The organism is Agrobacterium sp. FDAARGOS_525 (genome assembly GCF_003938925.1).
In the GTDB taxonomy this organism is placed as follows: domain Bacteria; phylum Pseudomonadota; class Alphaproteobacteria; order Rhizobiales; family Rhizobiaceae; genus Agrobacterium; species Agrobacterium pusense.
In genome coordinates this window covers 132741-154725 of sequence record NZ_RKIU01000008.1, presented here as the reverse complement: position 1 = coordinate 154725, position 21985 = coordinate 132741, and the positions used below count along the sequence as shown (strand labels likewise).

General features: G+C 59.5%; 32 protein-coding genes. 10 read left to right on the top strand and 22 right to left on the bottom strand.

Going from position 1 to position 21985, the window contains the following annotated elements; translation table 11 throughout:
- Positions 1-31 precede the first annotated feature (31 nt).
- Complete coding sequence (locus EGT36_RS30190) at positions 32-1285, bottom strand: ATP-binding protein (RefSeq protein ID WP_035226446.1); 1254 nt, start codon at positions 1283-1285, stop codon at positions 32-34.
- A 329-nt stretch (positions 1286-1614) separates the two neighbouring features.
- On the opposite strand from EGT36_RS30190, the gene EGT36_RS30185 reads away from it, so the two are divergent.
- The gene (locus tag EGT36_RS30185; protein ID WP_244667914.1) at positions 1615-1833 is read left to right on the top strand and encodes a hypothetical protein; all 219 of its coding nucleotides are present in this window, start codon (positions 1615-1617) and stop codon (positions 1831-1833) included.
- Positions 1834-1851: 18 nt separating this feature from the next.
- The gene (locus EGT36_RS30180) at positions 1852-2091 is read left to right on the top strand and encodes a hypothetical protein (RefSeq protein WP_035226443.1); all 240 of its coding nucleotides are present in this window, start codon (positions 1852-1854) and stop codon (positions 2089-2091) included.
- Between the two features lie 284 nt (positions 2092-2375).
- Here EGT36_RS30180 and EGT36_RS30175 read toward each other — a convergent pair whose 3' ends face one another.
- A complete protein-coding gene (locus EGT36_RS30175) occupies positions 2376-2621 on the bottom strand; it encodes a hypothetical protein (RefSeq protein ID WP_210211255.1) in 246 nt (81 codons plus the stop codon).
- A 178-nt stretch (positions 2622-2799) separates the two neighbouring features.
- Here EGT36_RS30175 and EGT36_RS30170 point away from each other — a divergent pair, with 178 nt between their 5' ends.
- Positions 2800-3051 (top strand): WGR domain-containing protein, encoded by a 252-nt coding sequence (locus EGT36_RS30170; protein WP_035226543.1) that lies wholly within the window; start codon positions 2800-2802, stop codon positions 3049-3051.
- A gap of 468 nt (positions 3052-3519) precedes the next feature.
- Here EGT36_RS30170 and EGT36_RS30165 read toward each other — a convergent pair whose 3' ends face one another.
- From EGT36_RS30165 to EGT36_RS30145, 5 genes are all read right to left on the bottom strand, one after another.
- Entirely contained in the window at positions 3520-4563 is a 1044-nt protein-coding gene (locus tag EGT36_RS30165; protein ID WP_125271798.1) for a DNA-methyltransferase, read from the bottom strand.
- A gap of 178 nt (positions 4564-4741) precedes the next feature.
- Entirely contained in the window at positions 4742-5173 is a 432-nt protein-coding gene (locus EGT36_RS30160) for a hypothetical protein (protein WP_125271797.1), read from the bottom strand.
- On the bottom strand, positions 5109-5459 hold the full coding sequence (locus tag EGT36_RS30155) for a hypothetical protein (protein ID WP_125271796.1): 351 nt from the start codon (positions 5457-5459) through the stop codon (positions 5109-5111). Before EGT36_RS30155 ends, EGT36_RS30160 begins: the two co-directional genes overlap by 65 nt.
- A 47-nt stretch (positions 5460-5506) precedes the next feature.
- Positions 5507-5710: a hypothetical protein gene (locus tag EGT36_RS30150; RefSeq protein ID WP_125271795.1), complete on the bottom strand. Its 204-nt coding sequence runs from the start codon at positions 5708-5710 to the stop codon at positions 5507-5509.
- Position 5711: 1 nt separating this feature from the next.
- Entirely contained in the window at positions 5712-6029 is a 318-nt protein-coding gene (locus EGT36_RS30145) for a hypothetical protein (RefSeq protein WP_035226437.1), read from the bottom strand.
- A 347-nt stretch (positions 6030-6376) separates the two neighbouring features.
- Between EGT36_RS30145 and EGT36_RS30140 the strand changes: the two genes are divergently transcribed.
- Positions 6377-6973: a hypothetical protein gene (locus EGT36_RS30140; protein ID WP_125271794.1), complete on the top strand. Its 597-nt coding sequence runs from the start codon at positions 6377-6379 to the stop codon at positions 6971-6973.
- 155 nt (positions 6974-7128) lie between these two features.
- Here the strand turns inward: EGT36_RS30140 and EGT36_RS30135 are convergent, their stop codons facing one another.
- The gene (locus tag EGT36_RS30135; RefSeq protein ID WP_125271793.1) at positions 7129-7449 is read right to left on the bottom strand and encodes a hypothetical protein; all 321 of its coding nucleotides are present in this window, start codon (positions 7447-7449) and stop codon (positions 7129-7131) included.
- A gap of 283 nt (positions 7450-7732) precedes the next feature.
- Between EGT36_RS30135 and EGT36_RS30130 the strand changes: the two genes are divergently transcribed.
- Both EGT36_RS30130 and EGT36_RS30125 read left to right on the top strand, forming a co-directional pair.
- On the top strand, positions 7733-8074 hold the full coding sequence (locus EGT36_RS30130; RefSeq protein WP_172965761.1) for a type II toxin-antitoxin system prevent-host-death family antitoxin: 342 nt from the start codon (positions 7733-7735) through the stop codon (positions 8072-8074).
- The gene (locus tag EGT36_RS30125) at positions 8071-8712 is read left to right on the top strand and encodes a hypothetical protein (protein WP_125271791.1); all 642 of its coding nucleotides are present in this window, start codon (positions 8071-8073) and stop codon (positions 8710-8712) included. The genes EGT36_RS30130 and EGT36_RS30125 overlap by 4 nt, the downstream gene beginning before the upstream one ends.
- A 162-nt stretch (positions 8713-8874) precedes the next feature.
- On the opposite strand, the gene EGT36_RS30120 is transcribed toward EGT36_RS30125, so the two are convergent.
- The 13 genes from EGT36_RS30120 to EGT36_RS30065 form a co-directional block, all read right to left on the bottom strand.
- Positions 8875-9321 carry a hypothetical protein gene (locus tag EGT36_RS30120; protein ID WP_125271790.1) on the bottom strand — a complete coding sequence of 149 codons (447 nt, stop codon included), beginning with the start codon at positions 9319-9321 and terminating at the stop codon, positions 8875-8877.
- Between the two features lie 16 nt (positions 9322-9337).
- Positions 9338-9592: a hypothetical protein gene (locus EGT36_RS30115; RefSeq protein ID WP_125271789.1), complete on the bottom strand. Its 255-nt coding sequence runs from the start codon at positions 9590-9592 to the stop codon at positions 9338-9340.
- Positions 9576-10022 (bottom strand): hypothetical protein, encoded by a 447-nt coding sequence (locus tag EGT36_RS30110; RefSeq protein ID WP_125271788.1) that lies wholly within the window; start codon positions 10020-10022, stop codon positions 9576-9578. Before EGT36_RS30110 ends, EGT36_RS30115 begins: the two co-directional genes overlap by 17 nt.
- 30 nt (positions 10023-10052) lie before the next feature.
- A complete protein-coding gene (locus EGT36_RS30105; RefSeq protein ID WP_125271787.1) occupies positions 10053-10679 on the bottom strand; it encodes a hypothetical protein in 627 nt (208 codons plus the stop codon).
- A complete protein-coding gene (locus EGT36_RS30785; protein WP_125271786.1) occupies positions 10676-11359 on the bottom strand; it encodes a hypothetical protein in 684 nt (227 codons plus the stop codon). The genes EGT36_RS30105 and EGT36_RS30785 overlap by 4 nt, the downstream gene beginning before the upstream one ends.
- A 42-nt stretch (positions 11360-11401) precedes the next feature.
- Positions 11402-11554 carry a hypothetical protein gene (locus EGT36_RS30780; protein WP_172965760.1) on the bottom strand — a complete coding sequence of 51 codons (153 nt, stop codon included), beginning with the start codon at positions 11552-11554 and terminating at the stop codon, positions 11402-11404.
- Positions 11555-11643: 89 nt separating this feature from the next.
- A complete protein-coding gene (locus tag EGT36_RS30095) occupies positions 11644-12165 on the bottom strand; it encodes a hypothetical protein (protein ID WP_125271785.1) in 522 nt (173 codons plus the stop codon).
- A complete protein-coding gene (locus EGT36_RS30090; protein WP_125271784.1) occupies positions 12162-12644 on the bottom strand; it encodes a hypothetical protein in 483 nt (160 codons plus the stop codon). The genes EGT36_RS30095 and EGT36_RS30090 overlap by 4 nt, the downstream gene beginning before the upstream one ends.
- Positions 12641-13135 (bottom strand): hypothetical protein, encoded by a 495-nt coding sequence (locus EGT36_RS30085; RefSeq protein ID WP_125271783.1) that lies wholly within the window; start codon positions 13133-13135, stop codon positions 12641-12643. Before EGT36_RS30085 ends, EGT36_RS30090 begins: the two co-directional genes overlap by 4 nt.
- On the bottom strand, positions 13135-13560 hold the full coding sequence (locus tag EGT36_RS30080; protein WP_125271782.1) for a DUF6634 family protein: 426 nt from the start codon (positions 13558-13560) through the stop codon (positions 13135-13137). The genes EGT36_RS30085 and EGT36_RS30080 overlap by 1 nt, the downstream gene beginning before the upstream one ends.
- Before the next feature lie 294 nt (positions 13561-13854).
- Positions 13855-14292 carry a hypothetical protein gene (locus EGT36_RS30075; RefSeq protein ID WP_125271781.1) on the bottom strand — a complete coding sequence of 146 codons (438 nt, stop codon included), beginning with the start codon at positions 14290-14292 and terminating at the stop codon, positions 13855-13857.
- Positions 14285-14830 carry a hypothetical protein gene (locus tag EGT36_RS30070; RefSeq protein WP_125271780.1) on the bottom strand — a complete coding sequence of 182 codons (546 nt, stop codon included), beginning with the start codon at positions 14828-14830 and terminating at the stop codon, positions 14285-14287. The genes EGT36_RS30075 and EGT36_RS30070 overlap by 8 nt, the downstream gene beginning before the upstream one ends.
- Positions 14831-15041: 211 nt before the next feature.
- Positions 15042-16391, bottom strand: coding sequence for a replication initiation protein (locus tag EGT36_RS30065; protein ID WP_125271779.1), 1350 nt, complete (start codon positions 16389-16391; stop codon positions 15042-15044).
- A 445-nt stretch (positions 16392-16836) separates the two neighbouring features.
- On the opposite strand from EGT36_RS30065, the gene EGT36_RS30060 reads away from it, so the two are divergent.
- The 3 genes from EGT36_RS30060 to EGT36_RS30045 all read left to right on the top strand — a co-directional run bounded on the left by EGT36_RS30060 (position 16837) and on the right by EGT36_RS30045 (position 18973).
- Positions 16837-17187 (top strand): type II toxin-antitoxin system prevent-host-death family antitoxin, encoded by a 351-nt coding sequence (locus tag EGT36_RS30060; RefSeq protein WP_125271778.1) that lies wholly within the window; start codon positions 16837-16839, stop codon positions 17185-17187.
- A gap of 270 nt (positions 17188-17457) precedes the next feature.
- On the top strand, positions 17458-17724 hold the full coding sequence (locus tag EGT36_RS30055; protein WP_125271777.1) for a hypothetical protein: 267 nt from the start codon (positions 17458-17460) through the stop codon (positions 17722-17724).
- Between the two features lie 859 nt (positions 17725-18583).
- On the top strand, positions 18584-18973 hold the full coding sequence (locus tag EGT36_RS30045; protein WP_125271776.1) for a type II toxin-antitoxin system VapC family toxin: 390 nt from the start codon (positions 18584-18586) through the stop codon (positions 18971-18973).
- A 148-nt stretch (positions 18974-19121) separates the two neighbouring features.
- On the opposite strand, the gene EGT36_RS30040 is transcribed toward EGT36_RS30045, so the two are convergent.
- On the bottom strand, positions 19122-19607 hold the full coding sequence (locus EGT36_RS30040; RefSeq protein ID WP_125271775.1) for a hypothetical protein: 486 nt from the start codon (positions 19605-19607) through the stop codon (positions 19122-19124).
- A 213-nt stretch (positions 19608-19820) separates the two neighbouring features.
- Between EGT36_RS30040 and EGT36_RS30035 the strand changes: the two genes are divergently transcribed.
- Positions 19821-21878 (top strand): DNA cytosine methyltransferase, encoded by a 2058-nt coding sequence (locus EGT36_RS30035; RefSeq protein ID WP_172965759.1) that lies wholly within the window; start codon positions 19821-19823, stop codon positions 21876-21878.
- Positions 21879-21985: the final 107 nt, after the last annotated feature.

The window sequence follows — 21985 nt, the reverse complement described above, 5'->3', positions numbered from 1 at the left end:
GTCGTAGTTCCATAAATCGCATTATGTGATGTTATAACGTCCATAGTGTTGACAGTGGAGCTGCCGAAATATTCTCATCAAACGGCGTGACCCGATCGTGATCATGGAGAACGAGCCCACGCAGGAAACGATCTCCTGTCGCAGCTTTGAGCTGGCGCAAACCCTTGATGTCCGACGGACGGACTGTTGCCGACGCCTTCACCTCGATCCCAACAATCCGACCGCGACGGTCCTCGATCACGAGATCCACTTCATCCTGGTCCTTCGTGCGATAGTGAGAGAACGATAGCCGGAGATCGGTCCAGGCTGCGATCTTTAGGATTTCGGATACGACGAAGCTTTCGAGCAAGGGTCCGAAGCGCCCCCGGTCTCGCCGTAGCCTCTCCTCATCATCGCCGCGCACGGCAGCAAGCAGGCCACTGTCGACGAAGTGCATCTTCGGGGTTTTAATCAGACGGCTGAGGCTATTGGTCGACCAAGGCGAGACCAATTTCAGAAGATAGAGGCGCTCAAGGATGCCGACGTATTTTTGAGCTGTGACGCTGGAGATCGCCAGCGCCGATCCGAAACTGGAATTGTTCGTAAGTTGACCCGCGTGTTCGGCCAATACGCTCAGCAACCTCGGAAGCCGATCGAGTTGGTCGATATTTGCGATATCACGAACGTCACGATCCAGAATCACGGAGATATAGTCGTCGAGCCACGCTTGTCTTCGACTGGCACTCTTTCTTCGCAAGACTTCGGGATATCCCCCTTTGAGGACAATCTCGATAAGGTCTCCCGCATTGACGGGCGACCCTGCTGATGTAAACGGTTCGTCCGAAAACACCCGATGCAGGAACTCGCCCGGCGCGCGGATGATTTCGGCTTGAGCCAATGGAAATAGCGAGATTACGGCCATACGACCTGCCAGGGAATCTGCTATGGCGGGAACCGTCGCAAGATTTGCAGAACCAGTAATCAAGAACCGACCCGGTCTGGTGTCGATGTCGACGCTTTCTTTGAGCGCGAGCATAAGCTCTGGGGCTCTCTGGATCTCGTCTATAACTGCCCCATCCAGCCCTCGGATAAATCCGACGGGATCATTGCGGGCTGCCGCCAAGGTACCGATATCATCGAGGGTGAAATATGGCCGGTTGTCGGCGACGAACTGCCGTGCAAGGGTTGTCTTGCCTGCCTGTCGTGGGCCGGAAATGAGAACAACACGGGTATCTTCCAGCGCCTCCCGGATTTTCGGGGCGACTTTCCGATCATAGTAATGTAGCGACGAATCTTCAGCCTTCATTCGACTGTTTTTAAACCAAATTACGGCCAATTCAAAGTCGTAAGTCGACGATTTTAAATCATCGCTGCATTGGCGATGCCGTCGGGCCGATCAACGCTTCCGGCTCAATCCCGGCACCACGAATTCTTTCACGGCGACCCGCCTGCGGTTAATTCTCGTCCATCTAAAGGTGGTCTGGTCGTGCGTTCATGACTTGCTCCGCCCGGCATCAATTGTCGCCTCAGCGGGTGACCTTACCTGCTTACCAACATTCAGGCATGTCCTTGCTTAGCATCTCTGGATTGTAGAGTTTTCACCCGATGGGGCTCCTCAGCGGCAAGGGGGAACGAATGCTGGCACAGATGCGCACTCAATACGTGGTCGTGGATCCGCTGTCGTCCCTCGCCGGAAACATAGCCGCCGTGGAAGAGCGGCTGCTCGAAATGGGAATGCACCGCGAAGCGTTTACTGTGACTACCGGTGAGGACGGAAGGACCCGCCTGAAATTCTGGGAGCCTGACCGTGTGGAGGCCCTGAGGATACTCGCCAGGCTGGACGGCCACGTTTGAGGTTAACACGCGGTTTACATGCTTCGGGTAGGGTCCAAGGCCATGAACCCTTACCTCATCATCCTGCGCAGCACTCTCGCCCGGCTACCGGAAAACACGCCAACAGCCCGCCTTGAGGTATACGCCAAGGCGCGGGAGGGCGTGACCAAAAGCGTGGATCGATTGGATCCAAGGCCGTCAGAGGCGGCACTGCGCAGGATGATGGAAAAGCTTGAAGCGGCCATTGCTGAGGTGGAAGCCGAACAGGGCATTTTCTGAGCCCGCCTTGCACTCTTCCGATTGTCCCCTCCAGCGGCGCTACGGTAGACCCCGCGATAACCTGCGAAACCACCACGCGACCTACAAACCGTTCTATGTCGCCGTCGCCGGCATCACGAAGTAGCTCCAGGCTATAACCATCGGCGAGCGCAGCGGCTCGCACGGCATTGGCCATCGGGTGCGCGTCTTCCAGCCTGACATTGCGATGCTCGGCAAGCCAGTCTTCGAGCCAGTCATCTACGGTCCGCATGGGGATTACCTCATGATTGAGCGGAGGTCATGCTTCATGCGGATATAATTACATGGACGCGTTTCAGGTTCCACTTTCCTGATGCGATGCCCGCTGAGCCGCGTGCAGTCAGGCCAAGGCCGCCTGCGCCCTGCTCGGGGTTGCGCGACGACAGGCTCTCGGCGCATGGCGCAGACGTCAAAACCAAAAACACCGGCGACTCGATAACCGGCATGATGCGCTCCATGACGCAGGAGGAGATGCTGGAACTCTGCTGGATCGACAAATAGGGTCGCATCATCTCCAGGCACAGCCCCGAACAATGCGAAGAATTGGCACCCCTGGTCCTGCGCCAACGGGTTTTTCCGTGCGAACTTCCGGCTTCCTATGGCCAATCCATCACTCCGATGAATCGGAAAGGCGCGATCGATTCATAAGTGTCGTTGGACAGGATTGGGCGGTTTGGCGATGCTGCCGGCATGGCTCTCTACCCGTACCGTCTCTATTGTCGCAAGATCGACCGCGCCAGAAACCAAGCGCGCTACTATGCGCTCGCCATCCAGCCGACGCTCTTCGGCGAAATCGCCGTCGTGCGGCAATGGGGACGGATCGGCAAGCGCGGCGGCGAGAAAAGCGAAGTTTTCACGACCGAGCGGGACGCTGCGATCCGTTTCCTGATGCTGGCGCGCAAAAAGCGGAGAAGGGGCTATGTGCCGGTCCGACTGATTTGATGGCGATACGCGCACTCACCGAGGCAACGGCAAGGATCCCATTGCCACCCAAGATCAGTTTTGAGCCTGGAGTTGAGGCTCGACTGTTCTTTTCCGCGGACTGGCCTCCACCGGCCTTCATCCGCTCTCGGATCGTGATCTCGACGACTTGCCTCTCTTCGTCCTGCTCCACGGCGGATGCGCACAGCAGTTGTTCGAAACGGGCCTTGGAGAGAGCAGGGGCACAGACGCGCATACTGAGATTCCCATTGAATTCATTCGAAGGTGATCAGATCGGCCGGTCGCGGCAACCTCGGCAGATCGATTTCCCAACATTTCGAGCGGGTTGAATGACATGGCGGAAAGGTGGGGAGAATGATGCCGTTGCCTCTGGTGAGGTTGCCCTGTTCTGGCCCCCCTGCTCTGGCCTTTCCCGGCATGTGGTTCGCGCCCACTGTTTGGTTATCGCGGATCGGCGCCGTCATAAGTTCAACCCAACGGCGACGCGCTCCAAATCCGCTTCGAATGAACAATCTCCCGAAAGCCGGCGTCCGGCACGTGCGTCGGGGTGGATGACATGCTGGCAAGGTCCAGTTCATTCGGTGCCAACACGGCTGTATAGGCAGCGCGCAAATCGTCGTCGCATGTGTCGGTGGCGAAACGAAGGAGCGAGGACGCGACATAATCCCTGTTCATCTCGAATGAGATCCAGCGCCGATGCAACCTCTCCGCCGCCTCGCCGGTCGTGTTTGATCCGGCAAAGATATCAACGACGAGATCGTCGGGAGCGGTCAGCATCCTGATGAAGAATTCCGGAAGCAATCTTGGAAACCGGGCCGGGTGTGGGGTCACCCCAAGTCTCTTGCAGCGGCGCAGATAGGCATCATTGCTGCTCGTGTTTGGAATTTCCAGCACGTTGGAAGGAATAGCTCCGCCGTTATCGCGTGCAATGGTTTTCGTCATGCTGTGCCCGCTCGGTCGAACGGCTTCTTCCGTGCGGTTATCTGTTTCCGCGAGAAGTTTGCGCATCCTTTCGCTGTATGGGGTGAGGACGTTTCGGACGTCTGCCTTTGGCCACGGCGATTTGCCGAGCCACAGGATCGTGTTGACGGCGTCCTTGGCGCGGATCTTGCGCTTGTTCACCCATTCGATCGGGCTCGGCAGCTTGGCCGTATTGTGCCAGTAAAACTCCTGGCAAAGATGGTACCCCAGGTCTTCGCAGAGACGAAGAACGACTTTGTAGATGTGAAGGCTGCGAGAAGGGGTGCCGCGTTGATAGGCCCCGCCGAGATCGATGACGAAGCTGCCGTCCGTGGTGAGTTTTGGCACCATTTTTTCGGCAAAGGCGGCGAGCCAGTCGACATAAGCGGTCTGGTCCTCATTGCCATAGGCTTTTGGTCTCAGCAGCGGAAACGGTGGCGAGGTCATGACCAGGTTGACGCTTTCATCGTCAAGCCGATCGATGAGTTCGAGCGAATTGCCGCACCAGGCTTGTCCATAGGCGGTCGAGTAGAGTGGTTGAGCAGGGTTCATCAGGAGAATTCCAGGTGATGATCGCGGCTTTCCGTTCGCGGACTAATGGCCGCGTCGAAAGACACGTGTTGATGAGAAGGACTGGGATTCCGGGTAGCGATCCCGTGTGGTGGGAGGGGAAAGGGTTTCGGGCGCCCTCCCCCGAGGCTCAGTAGAGTGGTCGAAGCGTCACGGCGACCTAGTGCCGCGTCGCTGACTTGCGGCCGAATTCAGCTTTTTCCTCGTCATGCTGCAGCTTTACGGCATGGGACACGACGGCCTCGGCGGCCTTTCGGATCTCGTCGCGATACTGCCGTGGCATGTCGGCGGGAAACTGTCCGAACATGAAGAGCACATAGGAGATCGCCATGCAGCCGGTCGATGAGGATAAAGCCCGGGCCAGGTTCCAGACATGCAGATTTGAGGGCAAACTTACCAACAGCGTCCGCGGCTTGCCCTCTACGTCTGCCTCTTGCCGCAAGCTGATGCCCGTAGGAGCGAGTTGCAGGTACCAACCTGCAGTGAGGCCATCGCCACAATCGGCCTCGTCAATGCTGCGCGTCTGGTCAACCAGTGTTTTCCAGCATGCTCGGAACAGAGCTTCTTGAGCTGCGATCTTGTTCAAGTCCATACGTCAGGTCCTTTCGAGGAATAGACGGCCAGTCGGCCGGTGTAGTTGGTGTCGGCAAGTGCAGGGTCGCTTGACCGGCCATTTGCTTGCGGTTTTCATTCGCGCTGACCTCCGGCGCGATCTCCCCCTGGATCAGCGAGGTCACCACTGCACGAATGGTAGTTTCGCGCCGGGCGACGTGAATCTTGAGGGCCGTCAGTGTCCCTGAAGGCAGATCGACCGTCAGTCGACTGGTATGGCTTCGCCGCTCCCGCCGAGGCAGGGCATTCGCGTCGTTCTTGTTCATGCTGGACTCCGTTGGTATTCGCTACCCGCCGTGATCAGCCAGGTTCCTCAGTCGTCGCCGAGGTGGAGATATGCCAGTTCAAGGGCACGGGGGTGCGCTTCGTTGATGGCGTCCGCGTCAAAGTACGAGCCTCGGACGAGGCAGGTCAGGATGCGCGCCGCCATGTCGATCTCGTGGCGGTTCGTCTGCTGCAGGAGCGCATCGATTTGTCTCTGCCGTCCCGGGCTTTTGCGTGCTCTCATGCGTTGCATGTCACGCGTCCTCGATTTCGAAGAACTCTGCGATGGTTTGCGCGGAGGCGTGCTCCTCGGCAAACGAGCGGGCTTCCGCGATGGTGACGGGGATTAATCCCTCACCGCCAGTGCAGCCGCCGTAATCAGAGCGCGACCACCTGCTCAGCGGACCGCCACAACCCGCCAGGAAGAAACGCCCGCGAGGCGACAGGTAAAGGCTCGTATCTTCGCAGCGGAAGTCCCTCGAACCGTTGGAGCTCTCGAAGTTGCAGACTTCGGTCGCCGTGAGGGTGCTATAGCGGAGACCTTCGATGATCTTGGTGATCTTGTGCGACATTGCATGGCCTTTTGTTGGAGACCTGGAGCATGGCTTCGCCATTCGCGCCGAGGTCGTCGTGCGGTAAAATATCCTGTTTGTTCAGGAGGTTATGGACTGTGGAAAACCCGCCTTTGTGCGACCCCACATCAAAAGTGTTGGAGCAAACCAAACCGGGCGCAAGAGGTAAAATGAAAGTCCGATGCATTTTTCTTGAAGGCACTTCGATACCCGGTGTCGGTGGAGTGGGAATAATCCCGGGTTCGACAGGTGAACGATCGCGGACGGGCGGGTTCGTACGGCTTCGCGCCATTTGTCACTTGCGGACGCCGGCGAGACGCTTGGTCTCATCGCCAAGGGAGCCCGTCATGGAGAAGGAAAAACCAAAGAAATCGCTGTGGCGCTTGCTCAATCCGCTGACTTGGTTGGACGCCGTCCTGGGGCTGCTTGTGGCGATTTTTGCTCCAATCCTGCGGTTGTTCGGACGGATGCCGCCGCCAGACACGGAAGCGTTCGAAAACATACAAACTTCGGACGTCGATGATGCCGATCGGCTCGCAAGGCAGCAGCAGGCGGCGGCCGACGCGATGGCCCGGGCGATGTCTCCGGCCGAGGTCGTTCGCCTTTACGCCCGGGCGGACGCTGCCGGCCGTGCCACGATGGATCTGTCTGTGCTGGAAGTGGCGGAACAGGACTGGCTGCTGCGGTTGAGCGACGATGATCTCGTCAAGCTCAGCATGTCGACGACGGCCGCGTGCGCTCGCAGCCTGAAAGCCAGGAGTGTCAAACCAGCTTATGCCAGGCCGAAGCCGGAGGTGGAGGCGCCCGAGATCCTGAAAATCCCGAGCGCCGAAGAAACCGAGGAGGCAAAGCGACAAGTGGTGGCCGCCCGGTTTCGCGAGCTACTTCTGGTGCCTGGTGCTGCCAACACGGATACGTATCGCACTGCCGGCACCCTGCATTGAGATACCATTGCTCTTCATTGCAAAAGCGCCCGGCCCGGATCGCGGCCGGCGTTCGATCTCTAAGCGCCGCAGCGCCTCGTACAATTCCGGAATCTCGTGCATCACATCACCAAACTGCTTCACCAGACCCTCATCGGAAAGATCGGGGATAACACTCACGCGCCACCTCCTGCACGCAGACGGTCGATATGGGCCTGGCGCTGAGTGAGAGCGGTCTGCAGACGACGGACTTCGGCTTCGAGCGCCGCAACATGTTTGACGGCGCGAATGGCGATATGGCCGAGTTCGTCGGCGCGGCCACGGGCCTCCGCCAGGTCGCACGCGAACTGATAGGCGGCGCGGCGCTCCCGGGCGCGGTCGGCAGCCTGGATGCCGGCGGCGAGCGCGTCATGGAACGTCGACGCGATGCCGGCGGTGAGCAGGCCCAGTTCCAGCGCCGCCTGGCCGGCGGGATTGCGAGAGTTGAAGATCGTCATCGTGTTACCTCCAGCGGATCGAAGCCGGACGCTACAGGGACCTGGCAACGCTGGGAGCCCCAAAACTGCCTGCAGACTTAAGATTTTACGATCGGCGGCCTTGCCTCCAGATCCGTCCGGTTATCCAGACAGTGTTGCCGCAGGCTGCGGATCGCGGCCGGGGCATCGGGGCCTCGATTGCCGCATGAGGGAGGGGCGGAGCCGAGCCCCATTCCACTCTCATGAAGAATTTGCGCTGAAAGGCGAAATATGTAAATTTACGTAAATTGCCCGGAGGTGTATGATGCAAACTATTCGCTCGATCAACCTACAAAAGAACTTAGGTGACGTTTTAAGGGCGGCCGATGTCGAAGCTGTTCTGGTGACGAACCGGGAACAGCCTCGGGCAGTGGTTATGTCTGCGGAAGAGTTCATTCGACTGAAGACCGCAGCAGGGGAACCCGTCCCCGCTGAAGTTCGCAAATCCCGACCGACACTCCATAGACGATCGGTCGATCCGCTTGGTTACGATACGCGCGATCCCTCCTATGTCGTCCGAATGGCCGAAGATGCTCTGAATGGACGGAACTCGGAGGAGATCGAGCAAGAGATTGATCGCGCGATGAGCCGGTGGCGCATGCGATGATGGATGACGATATCTCTCGTAGGCCACGCCTTCTCATCCCGGACAATTCGCCGCTTTCGCTGCTCTCCATGGCCGGGCGCGAGGCGCTGGATTGTCTGTTCGTTCCCGGCGTCGACGTCTGGATCACGGATATGGTGCAAATCGAGGCCACACGAGATCCAGATCCTGGCGACGATCAACGGACGGATCAACGTCGAACGATAGCGGGATGGTTTGACGAAAACAGGCATCGAGTTTCGGTGATTGAAACCGCCGTCGGACGCGAATATTCGAAAGCGATGACGAACTGGACGTTGGGTGGAAGCCATCCTGACCTGAAGCCGGACTGGGCTGATCGCGGCGACTACAGTCTTTTCGACATTCTTAAGGCGGCAGAAACCATCGTCGAGGACAGCGAGGCTGTCGTTCTCCTGGTCGATGACCGACGCGCCCGCGCAGCCCTCAGGCAGAGCGAAGATCTTAATCTGGACATTCTTTCGACAAGGGCGTTCATCGCGATGCTGGAACATGAATTCGGTATGGAGAATGCGGACGACCTTTGGCAGATCATCGAAATCGGCGCCGGCGTGAACGAGCACGGAAAATCGCGCGTTCCTGATCCGCTGCCTGAGGATCCCATCTATGTCCGCAAGCCGTAGGAAGAGCGTGGCTACGTTGTACGCAGTGGGGCTATTGCTCCTTGGTTCCGCAATTTTGCGCCATCGATGCTGGTATGGATTCCTCGAAAAAGGCTGGTTCTATCCGTGTTGGAACCTCTTCCATTTTTTGCCGATCCTGATGTCACATAAACGGTTTTATGATTAAAGGCTTGGAGAGCATACCATGCTGCATTTGCCGATCTTTGTCGCCGATGTCTGGCGTGAGTTGAACGCCGTCGCATTATCCTTTTCGCAGGCCATGACCATGAACGATCCTGCCAATATCAAACTGTCTGAGAATCTTTGAAGGACGTTCGTTCGTGACTGGCGGCCGCGTTCAGAGTCCGCCGGTTTTTCGGGATCCCAACGATATCGGTCGGGATAACGTGCGAGCTTGGCGGCGGTTATACCGCCCCGATCGACAGGGTCGACATAGAGCGCCCGGGCAGTCTCCAGTTCGATGTACCATTCCGCCTCGTCCTCGGACATCGACCGTATCGCGGCGCTTCGCTCGCTATCCGGCAGCGCCAGGTATTCGTCCATCCGTTCGGTCTCGGCTGCGGACGGATTTTCGATTGGCAGCCATTTGAGCTGCAGCCAGTCACACACGCATTCTTATTCGTCGTTATCCATTCCGGTGGTCCATCGGGTTCAGGTTCGGCCGGATCGATGCCAGGCGATCCGGCTGAGGGCTGGTTGCCTCGAGCGATACCGGATCATCGCCGTCCGTCGTCACATGGATCCGCATGCGGCCAGAATTTCGGCAGGCCCGGTGAAGCCGAAATCCCCATGCTGGCGGCCAGGCTGATCCGACAACGATGATGTTGAGGATGATGGCCGCCCAGCCGTCTCCCACATCGACTTTAGCGCCGCGTGTCATCGTCGCTGTCCCTGGACATCCGCTGCATTTCTTGCATGAAGTCCAGCCCGTCGCCATAATCCTCGAGAAAGTGCCTGAGATCCTCTTTGTCGTTCGGGTCGTAGGCGACATCGACATGGTGATCGCACCGGACGAGGCCAGCGTTTCCACCTCCCCTCGCCCGACCGGCAGATCCGTAGATCTCGCATGTGAGAAGCGAGCGTGCCCGGGCAGCCTGCCGGATCAGTTGCCAGGCGCGCCAGGGGTGCGCAACACTCTCATCCAGCGACATGTCGAAGGCGTTGTAGGCTGCCTCCAGCCGCAGCGAACCGTCCGGCGCGCGTGTCGCCGAGACGTTCTCGATATCCCATTCACGCGGGAGTCTTGAGACCTCGCCGCGGGCCTCGACAAGAATGCGACGCCAGCCTGCGGCGATGAGGATATCCGGCATTGTCCACCTTTTGGTCGGTTCTTATCGACATCAGCTTTTTGGCTGCCTCTCCCGTATCCGCGCATATTCGGCGTCGATCATGCGGCGCAGCCAGTGCCGCAGCCACGCAACGTCTGCCGGCGACAGGTCGAGCACGAAGGGAAACAGCGCCACCTCGTCGCTGACATAGCGGTCGAGATATCCCTCCTTCACCACGCTGCCGCAGGCAGCGTCGGTCAGGTCCCCGGCATAGGCCTCGAGCAGTTTTCTCTCGCGCCCCGTGAGCAGAGCAGCCTCCTGCCCCAGCACCGGATGGTCGCCGAAAAATCTTGCCATCGCTTGCGCTCCGCTGTCGCGCCGCTGTCGCCGGCAACGTTCGTCGATTGCCAGGCTTTGAAGATAGCGGCGGAGAAACGCCCGGTCGTCGTCGGACAAGGGCTGTACACCAACCCACCGATCGACCTCGGACCTCAGCCAGAAATCCACATCGTGATCGGCAACCGACATCGCGGCGACAACCGCGATCTCGAGCTTGTCGATGAATTCCAGCAGCAGATCAGCCTTCCGTCCATAATTGGTCTCGATATCAGCCTCGATCTGGCGGGCGATGTCGGTTCGTGGCACGAGATCGACAATATGGCTCTTCGGACGTTTGCGCCCAGGAAGGAGATCTTTCAAAACTTCGGCGGCCTCGGGAGGATCGTCTTGCCCGTCTTCGAGCCAATGCCATGGATCTGCCCATCGTCCGTCGTCCTCCCTGAACGATCCGAGCACGGCAGCATGCTTGCCGCACGTCGTCTTGGCCCACTGCCCGATCCGCAGTCTGCCGGGATCCCCGCAAATGTCGCAGGTTGCCAGCGATCGCAGCCTGACCTCCTCGCGCAATCGCCGGATTTCTGGCATGGCGCCCCGAGCATCGACATCGAATGAGACAAAAAGCACCAGGCAGCCGAACTTTTCCTTGCCGCCGTCCAGCCGGACTTTCCACGACGTCGGATAGGTCCGCATGCGCGAAACAGCATCCCGCACGAGACCCACCCGATGTCGAACATGAATTCGGCGTCGCGAGCCACGACATCATCGTTGTCGGCGATGTGCTGTCCGAAGATCTCCTCGCGGTCTCTTGCGCGCGATAGGGCGACACGTCGCAAGGATTCAAGTCCGACCTGATCCCTCAGGTACTGACGATCGTCATCCGAAAGATCGCGCAAATCCTCGAACTCGCCGGCGACGAAGGCAACGAAATTGGCATCGATGAAATATGTCCGCGTCGCCGCGTAGTGCTGCGCAATCTCGACGATGCGGCCGAGATAGGCCCCGCGCAGCCATCGTTTTCGATCTTCCGAATTCATGCTCATGCGGACATCTCTGTTGCCGGGTGTTTGGGCCCGGCTTGTTGCTCACAGTTCGATGATAAGGCCCGGGTTGAAGTTCGGGTTTTTACCGGCATGACCTTGCGGATTGGCGACGATGTCCGCCTGCGGAACCGCAAACTCCCGCGGCGTTCCGTAGATCTCGAAATGCTGGTCGGACTGGCTCCAGAGTTTTGTCATTTTACCCCTCAAGCGATGCTGCGCAGTCCTGGCCGCATGTTCGGCTCATGCGCGGCGAGCCAATCCCTGTCTTCCCTCAAAAGTCTTCCTCATGCCGGCATCCTCTGTCCGAGCCGCACCCACCCCTCCTCCGTGTGGGCCATCTGTTTTTCCCGATGCAGGTACAAAAGCCAGGTCGTCACCCATAGCTGATGATGATCCGGATGATGTACGATTTCGCCGAGCTTCCAGCAGGCCGGCCGGTCGCCGCTCTGGAACAGGACCAGCGACCATGGCTCCAGCAGCGGCGCCGAGATCAGTTCGGCTGCCGAGGGCTCGGTCTTTCGGCACAGGCGAAACTCCAGCGGTGGCAACAAGGCCCCGCCGGGCGCCGACAGTTCCAGCAGCCGGCGACCAAGATGAAACAGCGTCCCGGTGTGCTCGACCAACAGCCATCCCGCTCGCCGGCAGGTCTCGTCGTCAGCGACCCAGTCGGTCGCGAGGTTGGGCTCCATATCCGGGCAGCGACGGACGGCCTCGGACAGCAAGGTTTTGCGATCCATGGTTTCGATGGCGCCTGCGCGCGCAATGCCGAGACTTGCGCGGCGGCGACGGAGCAATCCGTTCATCATGCCCAGTCCGGTGCCTCGGTTTCAACAAACGCATCAAGATCCGAATCATAGACAATCCAGCCCTCGTGCGTCTGGCGATAGTCACGCGGTTCGGGTTCTTCCGGGATCGCCATGACGCCATGCTGGACGGCGTGGTCGTCGCAGGTGACGGTCAGGTATCTGTCGCGTTTGCGAAACCGTCCGCGCCGTCCACAATATTCGCATGTGTGCAGGGACCGAGCCTCGGCCAGCCGATGCGCGTCGGTGATCGCCGTGACAGATGAAAGCGTCTCGCCGTAGGACGCGTCATAGATCCTCAGCGTGCCAAGTTTCTCCTTCACTTGCCTCAACTCGTAGGCCGCGCTCACCGGCATTTTGCGATCAATCACCGCGAGATAGTCATCCAGAATCCGCAGCCAGCCCAATTGGCACTGGAACCCGAACCATGCCGGGATCAGCCGCGGATATTTTTTGCTCAGATCTTCCCATCTGTGCGTCATCGGCCCCATCCTTCCGGCGGTGCGGTCGGCAGCATCGCATCGGTGATTTCGTCGTAGCGGTACCAGCCGCCCTGGCACTGCAACATCCCGTCCATCCGGCCGGCACCGTGCGTACCCCACGATTTCTGATCATCGGAGGCATGGTTGTCGCAGAGGCAGCGCCACCAGGCGTAACGGCCCGGTGGCGGACGGCGGATCAATTCGGCCGCACCGCAGACCTCGCAGGTCAGGCCGCTCTTGATCTCGACCTTGCCTGTTGCGAGCCTCGCTTGCAGAACCGGCGTCTCGCACCAGATCCGCATTCCGCCCCACTTCTCCTTGATCTCGAGAACCGCCAGCGACGGATCGTGCGGCAGGGTTTCGCTGACAAAAGCCCTGACAAGCGGTGGCCGACCGATCCCGACGTCGACATGGCGGGCGGCATCGAACACGCCGGGGAAATCCTCGACTAGATCGTCAAGCTTGATGCGCGGATATTCGCTTATCGGCATCAGTGCATCCTTTCCATGAGGTAGGCCTGCCAGAGTTTCGCCAGCCACGCGTGCTCGTAGTTCCCGGACGCCTGCAGCAGATCCCACAGGGCCTGGACGTCGGCGCTGCCACCCGGCGCCTTGCCTTTTGCCAGAGGCTGCTGCCTCAGACGGTGTGCCGTCAGCCGGATCTCGCGCTCGGCCGGCCGGTAGCTGCGGCCGAGCCGGTAGATACGCGTTTCACAACGTGCCCAACGGGGCCGGATGTTGTTGTCGATCTCGACGACAAGCGACGAGTGCCCGTAGTGGCCGTCGCCAATTCCCGGATGCCCGAAAAACCACCCGTGGATCTGCTGCCTTTCTCCGAAGAATACCGTTCCCTGAAGCTCCCAGCCCTCGATCAGCGGCGCCGATTCCAAGTCGACTTCGCTTGGTGCACTGCCCATGTCACATCCCGCTTCGCATGCATAGGTAACCTCGCGACGCCCTTCCCGGTCGCGGCCGTGTCCGCAGCCGCAGGACATTCAGGTCGCCAGCGACCGGGTGACGGATTCCTGGATCATCCGGTCGAGACGGGTGCGCTCGGGCGGGTGTCAGATCACGATCGTCGCAGCGCACATGAAGCCAGCCGCGGTCACCGTTCATCTCAAGCACCGAAAGACCCGGAAACTCGCGCATCAGGGTCAGTCGCAGGTCGGTGATAAGCGCCAGCCAGCCGATCGCGAATTTCTGCTCGGACGTCATCGGCCGCTACAGTTCTGGTGACATTCGGTGCACAGAAAACGATCGCCAAGCACGGCGTTAAGGTCGTCGAAGAGGGCTTCGAGCCCGGTCTTTGCGATGATCTCGCCGGGCCTGCCGCAATGTTCGCATGCCTCGCAAAGCCGTTCCTGTGCCCGCTCGACGATACGATTGCACATCCGGCGGTCGGCCTCGGTGGCGCCGTCGGAATATCGGATGTCGATGACGACAAACCCCGCATTCCGCGTCGTAATGCCGTATACGCGAGAGGCGCAAAACCGGTCGGCGATATCGAGATCATGAAGCAGGTCATCGACGATCACCTGCAGGCCGCGACGGAACTGCAAATGCTCGATCGGCGGGACGGCATCGCCGTAGCGGGCAATGAGGTGGTTGTACCAGGTGGCATCGGGCCGCAGCGGAAAAGTGTCAGGCATCGAGCGTCTCCCGGATCTCGGCAAAGGTCATCGGCGAAAAATTTGCGATCGGGCAATCGATACCGACATCGCGGCTGCGCCCGAGCGGCGGCAGGGTGCCGTGGCTATGTCCATAGAGGTGGTAGCTGCCGTGATGGGCGGCGGGCCAGGTGCGGCAGGCATAGTGATGCAGATACAGACGGCAGCCGTCGTCCGTCGTTTCAAGTGCTGCCAGGGGCCGCCGATCCCATGGCAGATCGCGGATCACCTTGTTCACGCGCCCCTGCCTGTCGAGATCGTGGTTGCCCAGGATCAGGATCTTGCGACCGCGGATTTGGTGAAACAGGTGGCGGACATAGTCTGCGTCGCCGGACAATGCGAAATCTCCGACAATGTAGAGCATGTCGTCGAGACCGACGCGCTCGTTGATGTTGGCGACGATCCTGGCGTCCATGTCTTCGACGGTGCCGAACGAACGGGTCGCCGGGCAGTGACGGAGAATTCCGTGGTGGCCGAGGTGCAGATCGGCGGTGTAATATTTTGCCGTGAAGCAAGACATGCAAAGACTCCGGAAACAGACATGCGAAAGCGGTGCCCCGCCAAGGGGTCAGGCGGCTATTCGGTCTATTCGGAGTCCTGCGGTCATCGGTGTAGTCCTTGTTCCGGATCCTTGTATAGGACCCGGAGCGGTTGTGAGCCCTAAAAATGGACGTCAGACGAGAAAATATCAGCGAAGGGCAAATGTCATCCGATCGGATGACGGGTACGCGCTACACGGGATCACAAACCGAGTTGATGAAGTCCTTGAGCACATCGCGTGTGGATCTGCCGGCATCGGGTTCCATCTCGACTTCGACATAGTCGGGATCGAGCGGTGGAAGGTTCCGCAGATCGTATCTGCCGGAAACACAAGAAGGCTCCTCGGGATCCCGCATCCACAATTCAAAAGCATGTCCGACGCCGCGGTGCTCGAGAGCGGCGATCAGTTCACGGCCGTCGAACAGGACGGTTTGTCCAACGCTGAGCGCCGGGGATTCGCGGGCGCGATCGAGGGCATCGGCCCAGCGTTTTGCCGTCTCGATGACGTCGGTGTTGAGTACGGTGGCAGCCCTCGCGAGCATGCCGATCGGCGGCAGGTCTTTTTCCAGATCCATGCCGCGTCGGATCATCAGCGCCTTCAGGATCGTGACCTGCTGCGACGAAACCTCGGCCTTTTGCCGCTCCGAGAGGGGTCTGCTGGCCTTTGAAACGGTGAGGAGGATCCGGGTGACCGGACGTCCGCGGGTGTCCGCCTCGATCCGGTCATAAGCGATCACCTGGAAACGGCGCACGTGAAGACTGATATCGGCCAGCGCCGGCAGCAGGCAGCGGTGTTCGAAATTCGAGAATTTGAACTTTCCCGGTTCGTATGACCAGCCGAGCTGGTCGGCAAGTTCTTCCGGAGTGACGCTGATCGGATGTGGCCGTTCGAAGGACATGCCGGCGCGAAGGGCCAGGACAGGATAGAGCCGAGCGGCGTATTTGCAGGAAAACTTGGCGAAGGGAGCGAGTTCGAGCCAGGTGTATCCCTTCGCGGCGAGGATCGCCTGCCGGACGACGTCGGGCAGAGAATATCGGATGCAACGTTCTCCAGAAGCGTCAACGTCCTCGGAGCATTGCAGCAATCGGACATGCCGCCGGCCTGGCTCAACTCCGTCTCTGGCCATGAAGTTGTAGCTCACCCGTGTGTTGGTGAGATCGGCCATATATTCCCTGATCCTGGCCGTCCGCGTGACCTGCAGGAAAGCCCTCACAGAGGAAAATGGCACCGTGAATTCGGTCTGCTCGACCAACTTTCGCCGTGCATGGGCCATCAAGTACTCATAAAGCGCGATTGTTTTTGCGCCCAAGGTTTCCGTCACTGCTCCTGCAGATTCCGCGCTATCGCAAGTTCCGGCGTAGCGGAGCGTCCTGATCAGCACGGCCGCACGCTCGACGGAAATGTCCGCTGCCTGTTCGGACTTCGGATCAAGAACTGCGGCAAGGTTTCCGCGCACGCCAACCCTGTTGGCACCGGTCCCCGGACGGGCTGCTCTCCGTTCGAGGCGTGTCCTGAAGTTCGAAAATCGCGGTGCGGGCATGGATCCTCCTCTCTCCCCTTTGATGGTTCGGCGTCGAGGCGAAGATGACAAGAGGCATTCGGTGCGGACAGGAGACTTTTGATTCGCGCGGCGCCACGATGTAGCCGGAACGGGCAGTTTCCGGATCAGGATGGTGCCCGAACCCGTTGACAACCCGTGACGGCGGCAGGGTAGATTGCGTTGATCACCAGTGGATACTCTAAGGAAATACACGGACAGCGATTTCGCCGATCCCTCGGCTCTTTCGTGCCTCGCTCCGATGTGAGGGGTAGAGCGCCGGCCGGCCGGGAAGTGGAACTGTCCCGTCCAGCTTGCCCCTGTCGCCAACGGTCGGGTCGTGGAGTGGGCGGATGTAGCCTGGGCGGGCGGAATTTTGGACAAGATATTTGCCCACGCCACGCGTCGCGATAAATTACATAAAACATGTATTTTTGGAGATGCTCCTATGCAGTCCTTCACCTCGGTCGATTTGCAGCGGCAGACCGGCGACGTTCAACGGGCAGCATCACGGGAGGGTGTCGTGGTGACGTCTCATGGAAAGCCCCGAAACGTCATGCTGTCCGTCGAACAATACTGCCGCCTCAAATGCATGGCCCACGAGCCGATCCCAGCCGCGCTTCTCCTCCGCAGACCTGTGGTCGTTCGCCATGTTCCAGATCCTCTCGGCTACGACGTGAGCGACTTCAGGCACGTCGCGGCCCAGATGTCCGAGGAGGCGATCAACGGTGTCAATGACGATGCGGTCGAGGTCGAGCTGGACAGGGTTAGAAGCCTGTTCGGCGGGGATAGGCGATGATCGACTAGCCGCAAACAGAAGATCAGAGGTCGCCACGTTTTTTGATCATGGAGAACACGCCTCTATCCCTCCTTGGTAGCATCGAGGCGCTGGATTGGTTCTTTGAGCCCGGATGTGAGGTGACGATAACCGATATGGTGATCGCCGAAGCCGTCCGTGACCCTGGTGAAGGACAAGACCAGCGGCGAGATGATCGAGCCTATGTGGCTCAGTGGCTGAAACGCAACCGATATCGAATCAAGGTTCTCGCGACGACCGAAGGTCGACGGTATGAGCGAGAAATGCTGGGAGCGGGCCGGCAAGCCTCAAGACTTGCATCCCGATTGGACGGATAGGGGAGAACGCAGCGTGTTTTCGGCTGTCCAGGACTTCAAATCGGCCCTCGCGCAGCATGAAGAGATTATTGTTGTCATGGATGATCCCAACGGCCGTGATGCGGTACGGGCAGTACGTGCCGACATAACGCTGATGGGCACGAGAACGTTTGTCCGTTGGATGGATGAGGATTTGGAAATAACGGCAGCGGCGACAGCATGACAGGCTGTCCGAATGGCAACCAACCATGCCGCGGATGAGGGCGAGGAAGACGATCCGGTATTGATCAGAAGGCGATGACCGCCGGAGATTTTGCTAAGATCTTGCGCGACGTTGGATCCAGGGAAACGGCTTGCTCCAAGGTTGTAGTCGGAGAATTCATCGCCGAATTTGCGGTCCCCCGAGTGCTGCAATGCAGCCGGAACAATGGTATTCTGGTCAGGATGAAGTCCAAAGACATTGACAACCCGTCACGACTGAAGGGCGGAGTGTGCCGATCACCGGTGGATACTCTAAGAGAGTACACGGATAGGGATCTCGACGGCCCTTTGGCTCTCTCGGGCCTCGCATCACAGCGTAAGGGTTGGAGCGCCCGCTGGCCGGGGAGTGAAACCGTTCCGTCGAGGTTGCCTATCCGGCGTTCGAAGGCCTGACGTCTATCATCCCTCTACCCGGGTTATCTTCCTTTGGTCTGCCGCCGACTTTGCACGGATTGCCCCTTGTCACCGATGGCCGGATCGCGGAATGACAGAACTGGTGTTGTCACGTTGTTTGACGGAGGGCGCATGTATCGCTCTTCGCTGAACTCAGACTGTTGCGGCGGAGCGTGAGGCAAGCTGCCGTCACCGGCGGAGGGCCGTTCCGGGATTTCTGGGTTCAAAAAAAGTGGACTGTTATTGTAGCCATCAGGTCCAAAGGCTCGTGATAGATGCTCTGCGTCAGAGATATGCGCACATTGGAAACAGAGAGGTAGGGCTTCAGTTGAAGAGCTTATGGCGATCGCCGACAGGGCCGCGGTTCATTTGAAGCGGCCTTGTACCTATTACGCTGAACTCCTCTATGACGAGAACGGCCTGCCGAAATGATTATCGATACATCCGCCATGGTGGCGATCCTTTGCAGCGAGCCGGAAGCCGTCGCGTTCACGCGACTGATCCACGATTCCGCGACCACCCGGAACAGCGCGGCAAACTATCTGGAACTATCCATGGTAATCGAAAGGCAGCTCGGGCCGGAAGGCATGAGGCAGGCCGATGCCTTCGTCCGCCGTGCAGCGATCGGCATCGAGCCGGTGAGCGTCGAGCAGGGCCATTTGGCCCGGCAGGCATTCCTCGATTTTGGCAAGGGCAGACACAAAGCCGGGCTGAATTTCGGTGACTGTTTTGCCTACGCGCTTGCAAAGGATTTCGGCGAACCATTGCTGTGCAAGGGCAGTGATTTCACCGAGACGGACATCCGTTCGGCCGCATGACATGCGACCTGGAATGATGAATGGGCGGCGCCGCAATAATGCAAGTAATGAGCTCCGCCCATGTGGTTGAAGTCTCAGGCGGAGCTTTGATGCGCCCGAGGCACGAACCGCTGATCATCCTGCGTAAGCCCACGACCAGGCTCGACGCCTACAGCGGTACCGCAATGTCACAGACGTAGTTGCCGACGGCCGCCACATGCGCGCCGTGGACCACACGGTAGTCAAATGCCGGCATGCTGTAGACCGGGCAGGGCATTGGAGCATTCTTCAATCCAACGGCCTTGTTCGTGATCCCGCTCTGTCCCGGGTTGCTCACAAATTCCGCCACAAGCCGGGTCCCGGCTTCCGCCATCTCCGCCGTGCCAAGTTCTTCTACAGGATCCGATGTGACGGCGAGTACCCGGGTCTCGCCCGGATCGAGCATCACCAGAACCTGCCCGTTGCATACGCCGTGATTGATGAGTGCCTTGCGCAACGCATGCTTAACCTTGAACGCATCGGTCTCGTAACGCTTGACGAGGTCCGCAACCGGCGTCACGGGGTTGATCGAGCCATCGGTGAGATCGTCCTGCATCTTCGCGAGAGGCCCGAAACTGTCGCGGATCGAGGGCTTGAGGTATGGCGTGGCGGTCATGTCTAACTCCAGACTGTTGATGACGAAGGCAACCTGCCCGGCATCGCGCTGCACGTCTAGCGGGTATGGCAACTTTTTTGGTGTGGCTCGCGACGCTCACCGAAGTCGGCCGAATTGAAGCCATTGCCGATTGATTTCATTAAGCATTCCCGTTCGCGCATCTTAAACGGCTGAGCTCCTATGTCTGCGTTGCAGATGAATTCGGGAGTGGTCATGACGCAGATTGAAGCAGTGCAGCAGGCGGACGGAGCGTTCTGGAAGGGGGCCAACAAAAAGCTGAGGACACAGTCGGAGACGATCCGGAAGGCAACATTTGCGATTGCCGATATCCTCGCCGAAATCGCCACCGTATCGCCGGCCAGCAAGCTCCAGGCATACCTGGTGCGCGAACTCGGCCTGTTCGGAGCCGACGCCGCGGGCTATATCGCGCTTGCCAGGCTGCCGGCCGCCGAGCGTGATGCGTTGCGCGGACTTTCCATGCCGTTCTCGACGCTGAAGACGCTTTCGCGCCAGCCGGGCTCGGTGCGCATCAAGGCCGCCGAGAAGATCCGCTCCGGCACCCTGCTCGGCAGCCGCGAGATCCTCGCCCTGACCCGGGACGAGAAGCCGTCATCACCGAAAGAACTGGAACTCAAGCGTCAGGCAGCCTACCTTAGCCAGACGGCCCGCCGCAGGACCGATCAGTCGCTCACCACGTTCAGGGCGCAATATGCGCCCTTCGCGGACGACCTCCTGGACCTGCATCTCGAGTATCTGTTTCCCGATGAGCGATCGATCACACCTGACGAGAGCAAGGATATCGACGCCAGGATGGCGAAACTCACGCAGATTGCCGGACGGGCCGCTACCGATTTTGCCGGTATATTCGATACGGCAAGCCTTTCCAAGATCTGGGACAATGACTGCTATACGGGCATGATGGACGATGCACGGCTGGCACGCGCGCATGCCGCCCTGTCGGATATAGCCAAGGGTGTCTTCGAACCCTGGTCAGGAGACCTCGACGATCCTCGTCCGTATGGAAACGAGCCCGGTCTGGTCGATCGGTATTACGTAGATGCCATTCTGTGGCTTTGCGGCAAATCCTATCCTTGGAACACCGTCCCGCGCCCGAAGCCGAGCGCCGTTCCAGCGCCCTATCTTGATCCGGAGCATCGGCTGAGTTCGATAGAGCTTTGTGCAGGCGCGGGCGGTGCCGCTCTGGGACTTCACGCCGCCGGCTTTGATGCGATGGCCCTGTTCGAGGCTGACAAGCATGCCGCGGAGACCTTGCGTCGCAACGATTTTCTCGGTGAAGTAATTGAAGGGGATCTGACGAAGGTCGATTTCCGGCGCTACGCGGGCGTCGATCTGGTCGCTGGCGGTCTACCATGCCAGGGCTTTTCCAGCGCCGGCGAGCGCCTTGGCCGCGAGGATGAGCGCGACCTGTTCTCGGACGCTGTCGATATCATCGATGTAGTGAGGCCGAGGGCCTTTTATTTCGAGAACGTCGAAGGCTTCAAGGAGAACAAGCACACGGATTACCGTGCCGAACTGCATGATCGATATCAACGCCTCGGCTACGAGAGCCGCCTGTTTACGATCAAGGGCGCGGATTTCGGTTTGCCGCAGATGCGCGAGCGGATTGCGTTCGTCGGGTTCCGGGACGGATCGTTGCGACGCTTCCAGCTACCCGAGGCAATTCCCTTGATGCGAAGATCGATGGGAGAGGCACTCGTCGATCTGGTCGCCGCCAATGGCTGGCCGCATGCGCACGCCTGGGCCAGGCGCGTTGACCGGCCGATCTACACTCTGGCGGGTGGATCGAAGAAGTCAGGCGCGACATCGTTCTTCTCACACGGTGACGAACGTTTCGAACCCTACCAGATCGTCCCGAACAAGTTCGCAAAGTCGGCACCCGATCGCAATCATCCGAAGGATGCGCCTTTTGCCTTGACGTTTGAGATGGCGGCGAGACTGCAGGGGTTCCCGGACAATTGGGCGTTCACAGGGGCGACCCAGCATCGCAAACGACAGATCGCCAACGCGCTTCCGCCCGTCATGGCGCGCGTGGTAGGGCTTGCGCTTTACGCAGCGCTGACCGGAGTGACGATCGACTACGAAACTGAACTCGCGCAGCCGATGAAACGCTCGCCGAGCAACGCAGCGTGGAAGAAGACGAGGACACTGAACACCCCTTCCAAACGCTATCATCCGAGCCAGGCGTATCTCGAAATTCGCGATCGGCTGGAAGAAGAAGCCGAGGCATATCCGGAACACCTCCTGGCCTGATCCGAGGGCCGCTCAAGGGTGCGTATGGAAACGTCCGGGTGACATCACGGTCATCCGGACTGCCCTCTTTCGCGTGGCATGGTGATGGCACCCACGGGCAGCCATCC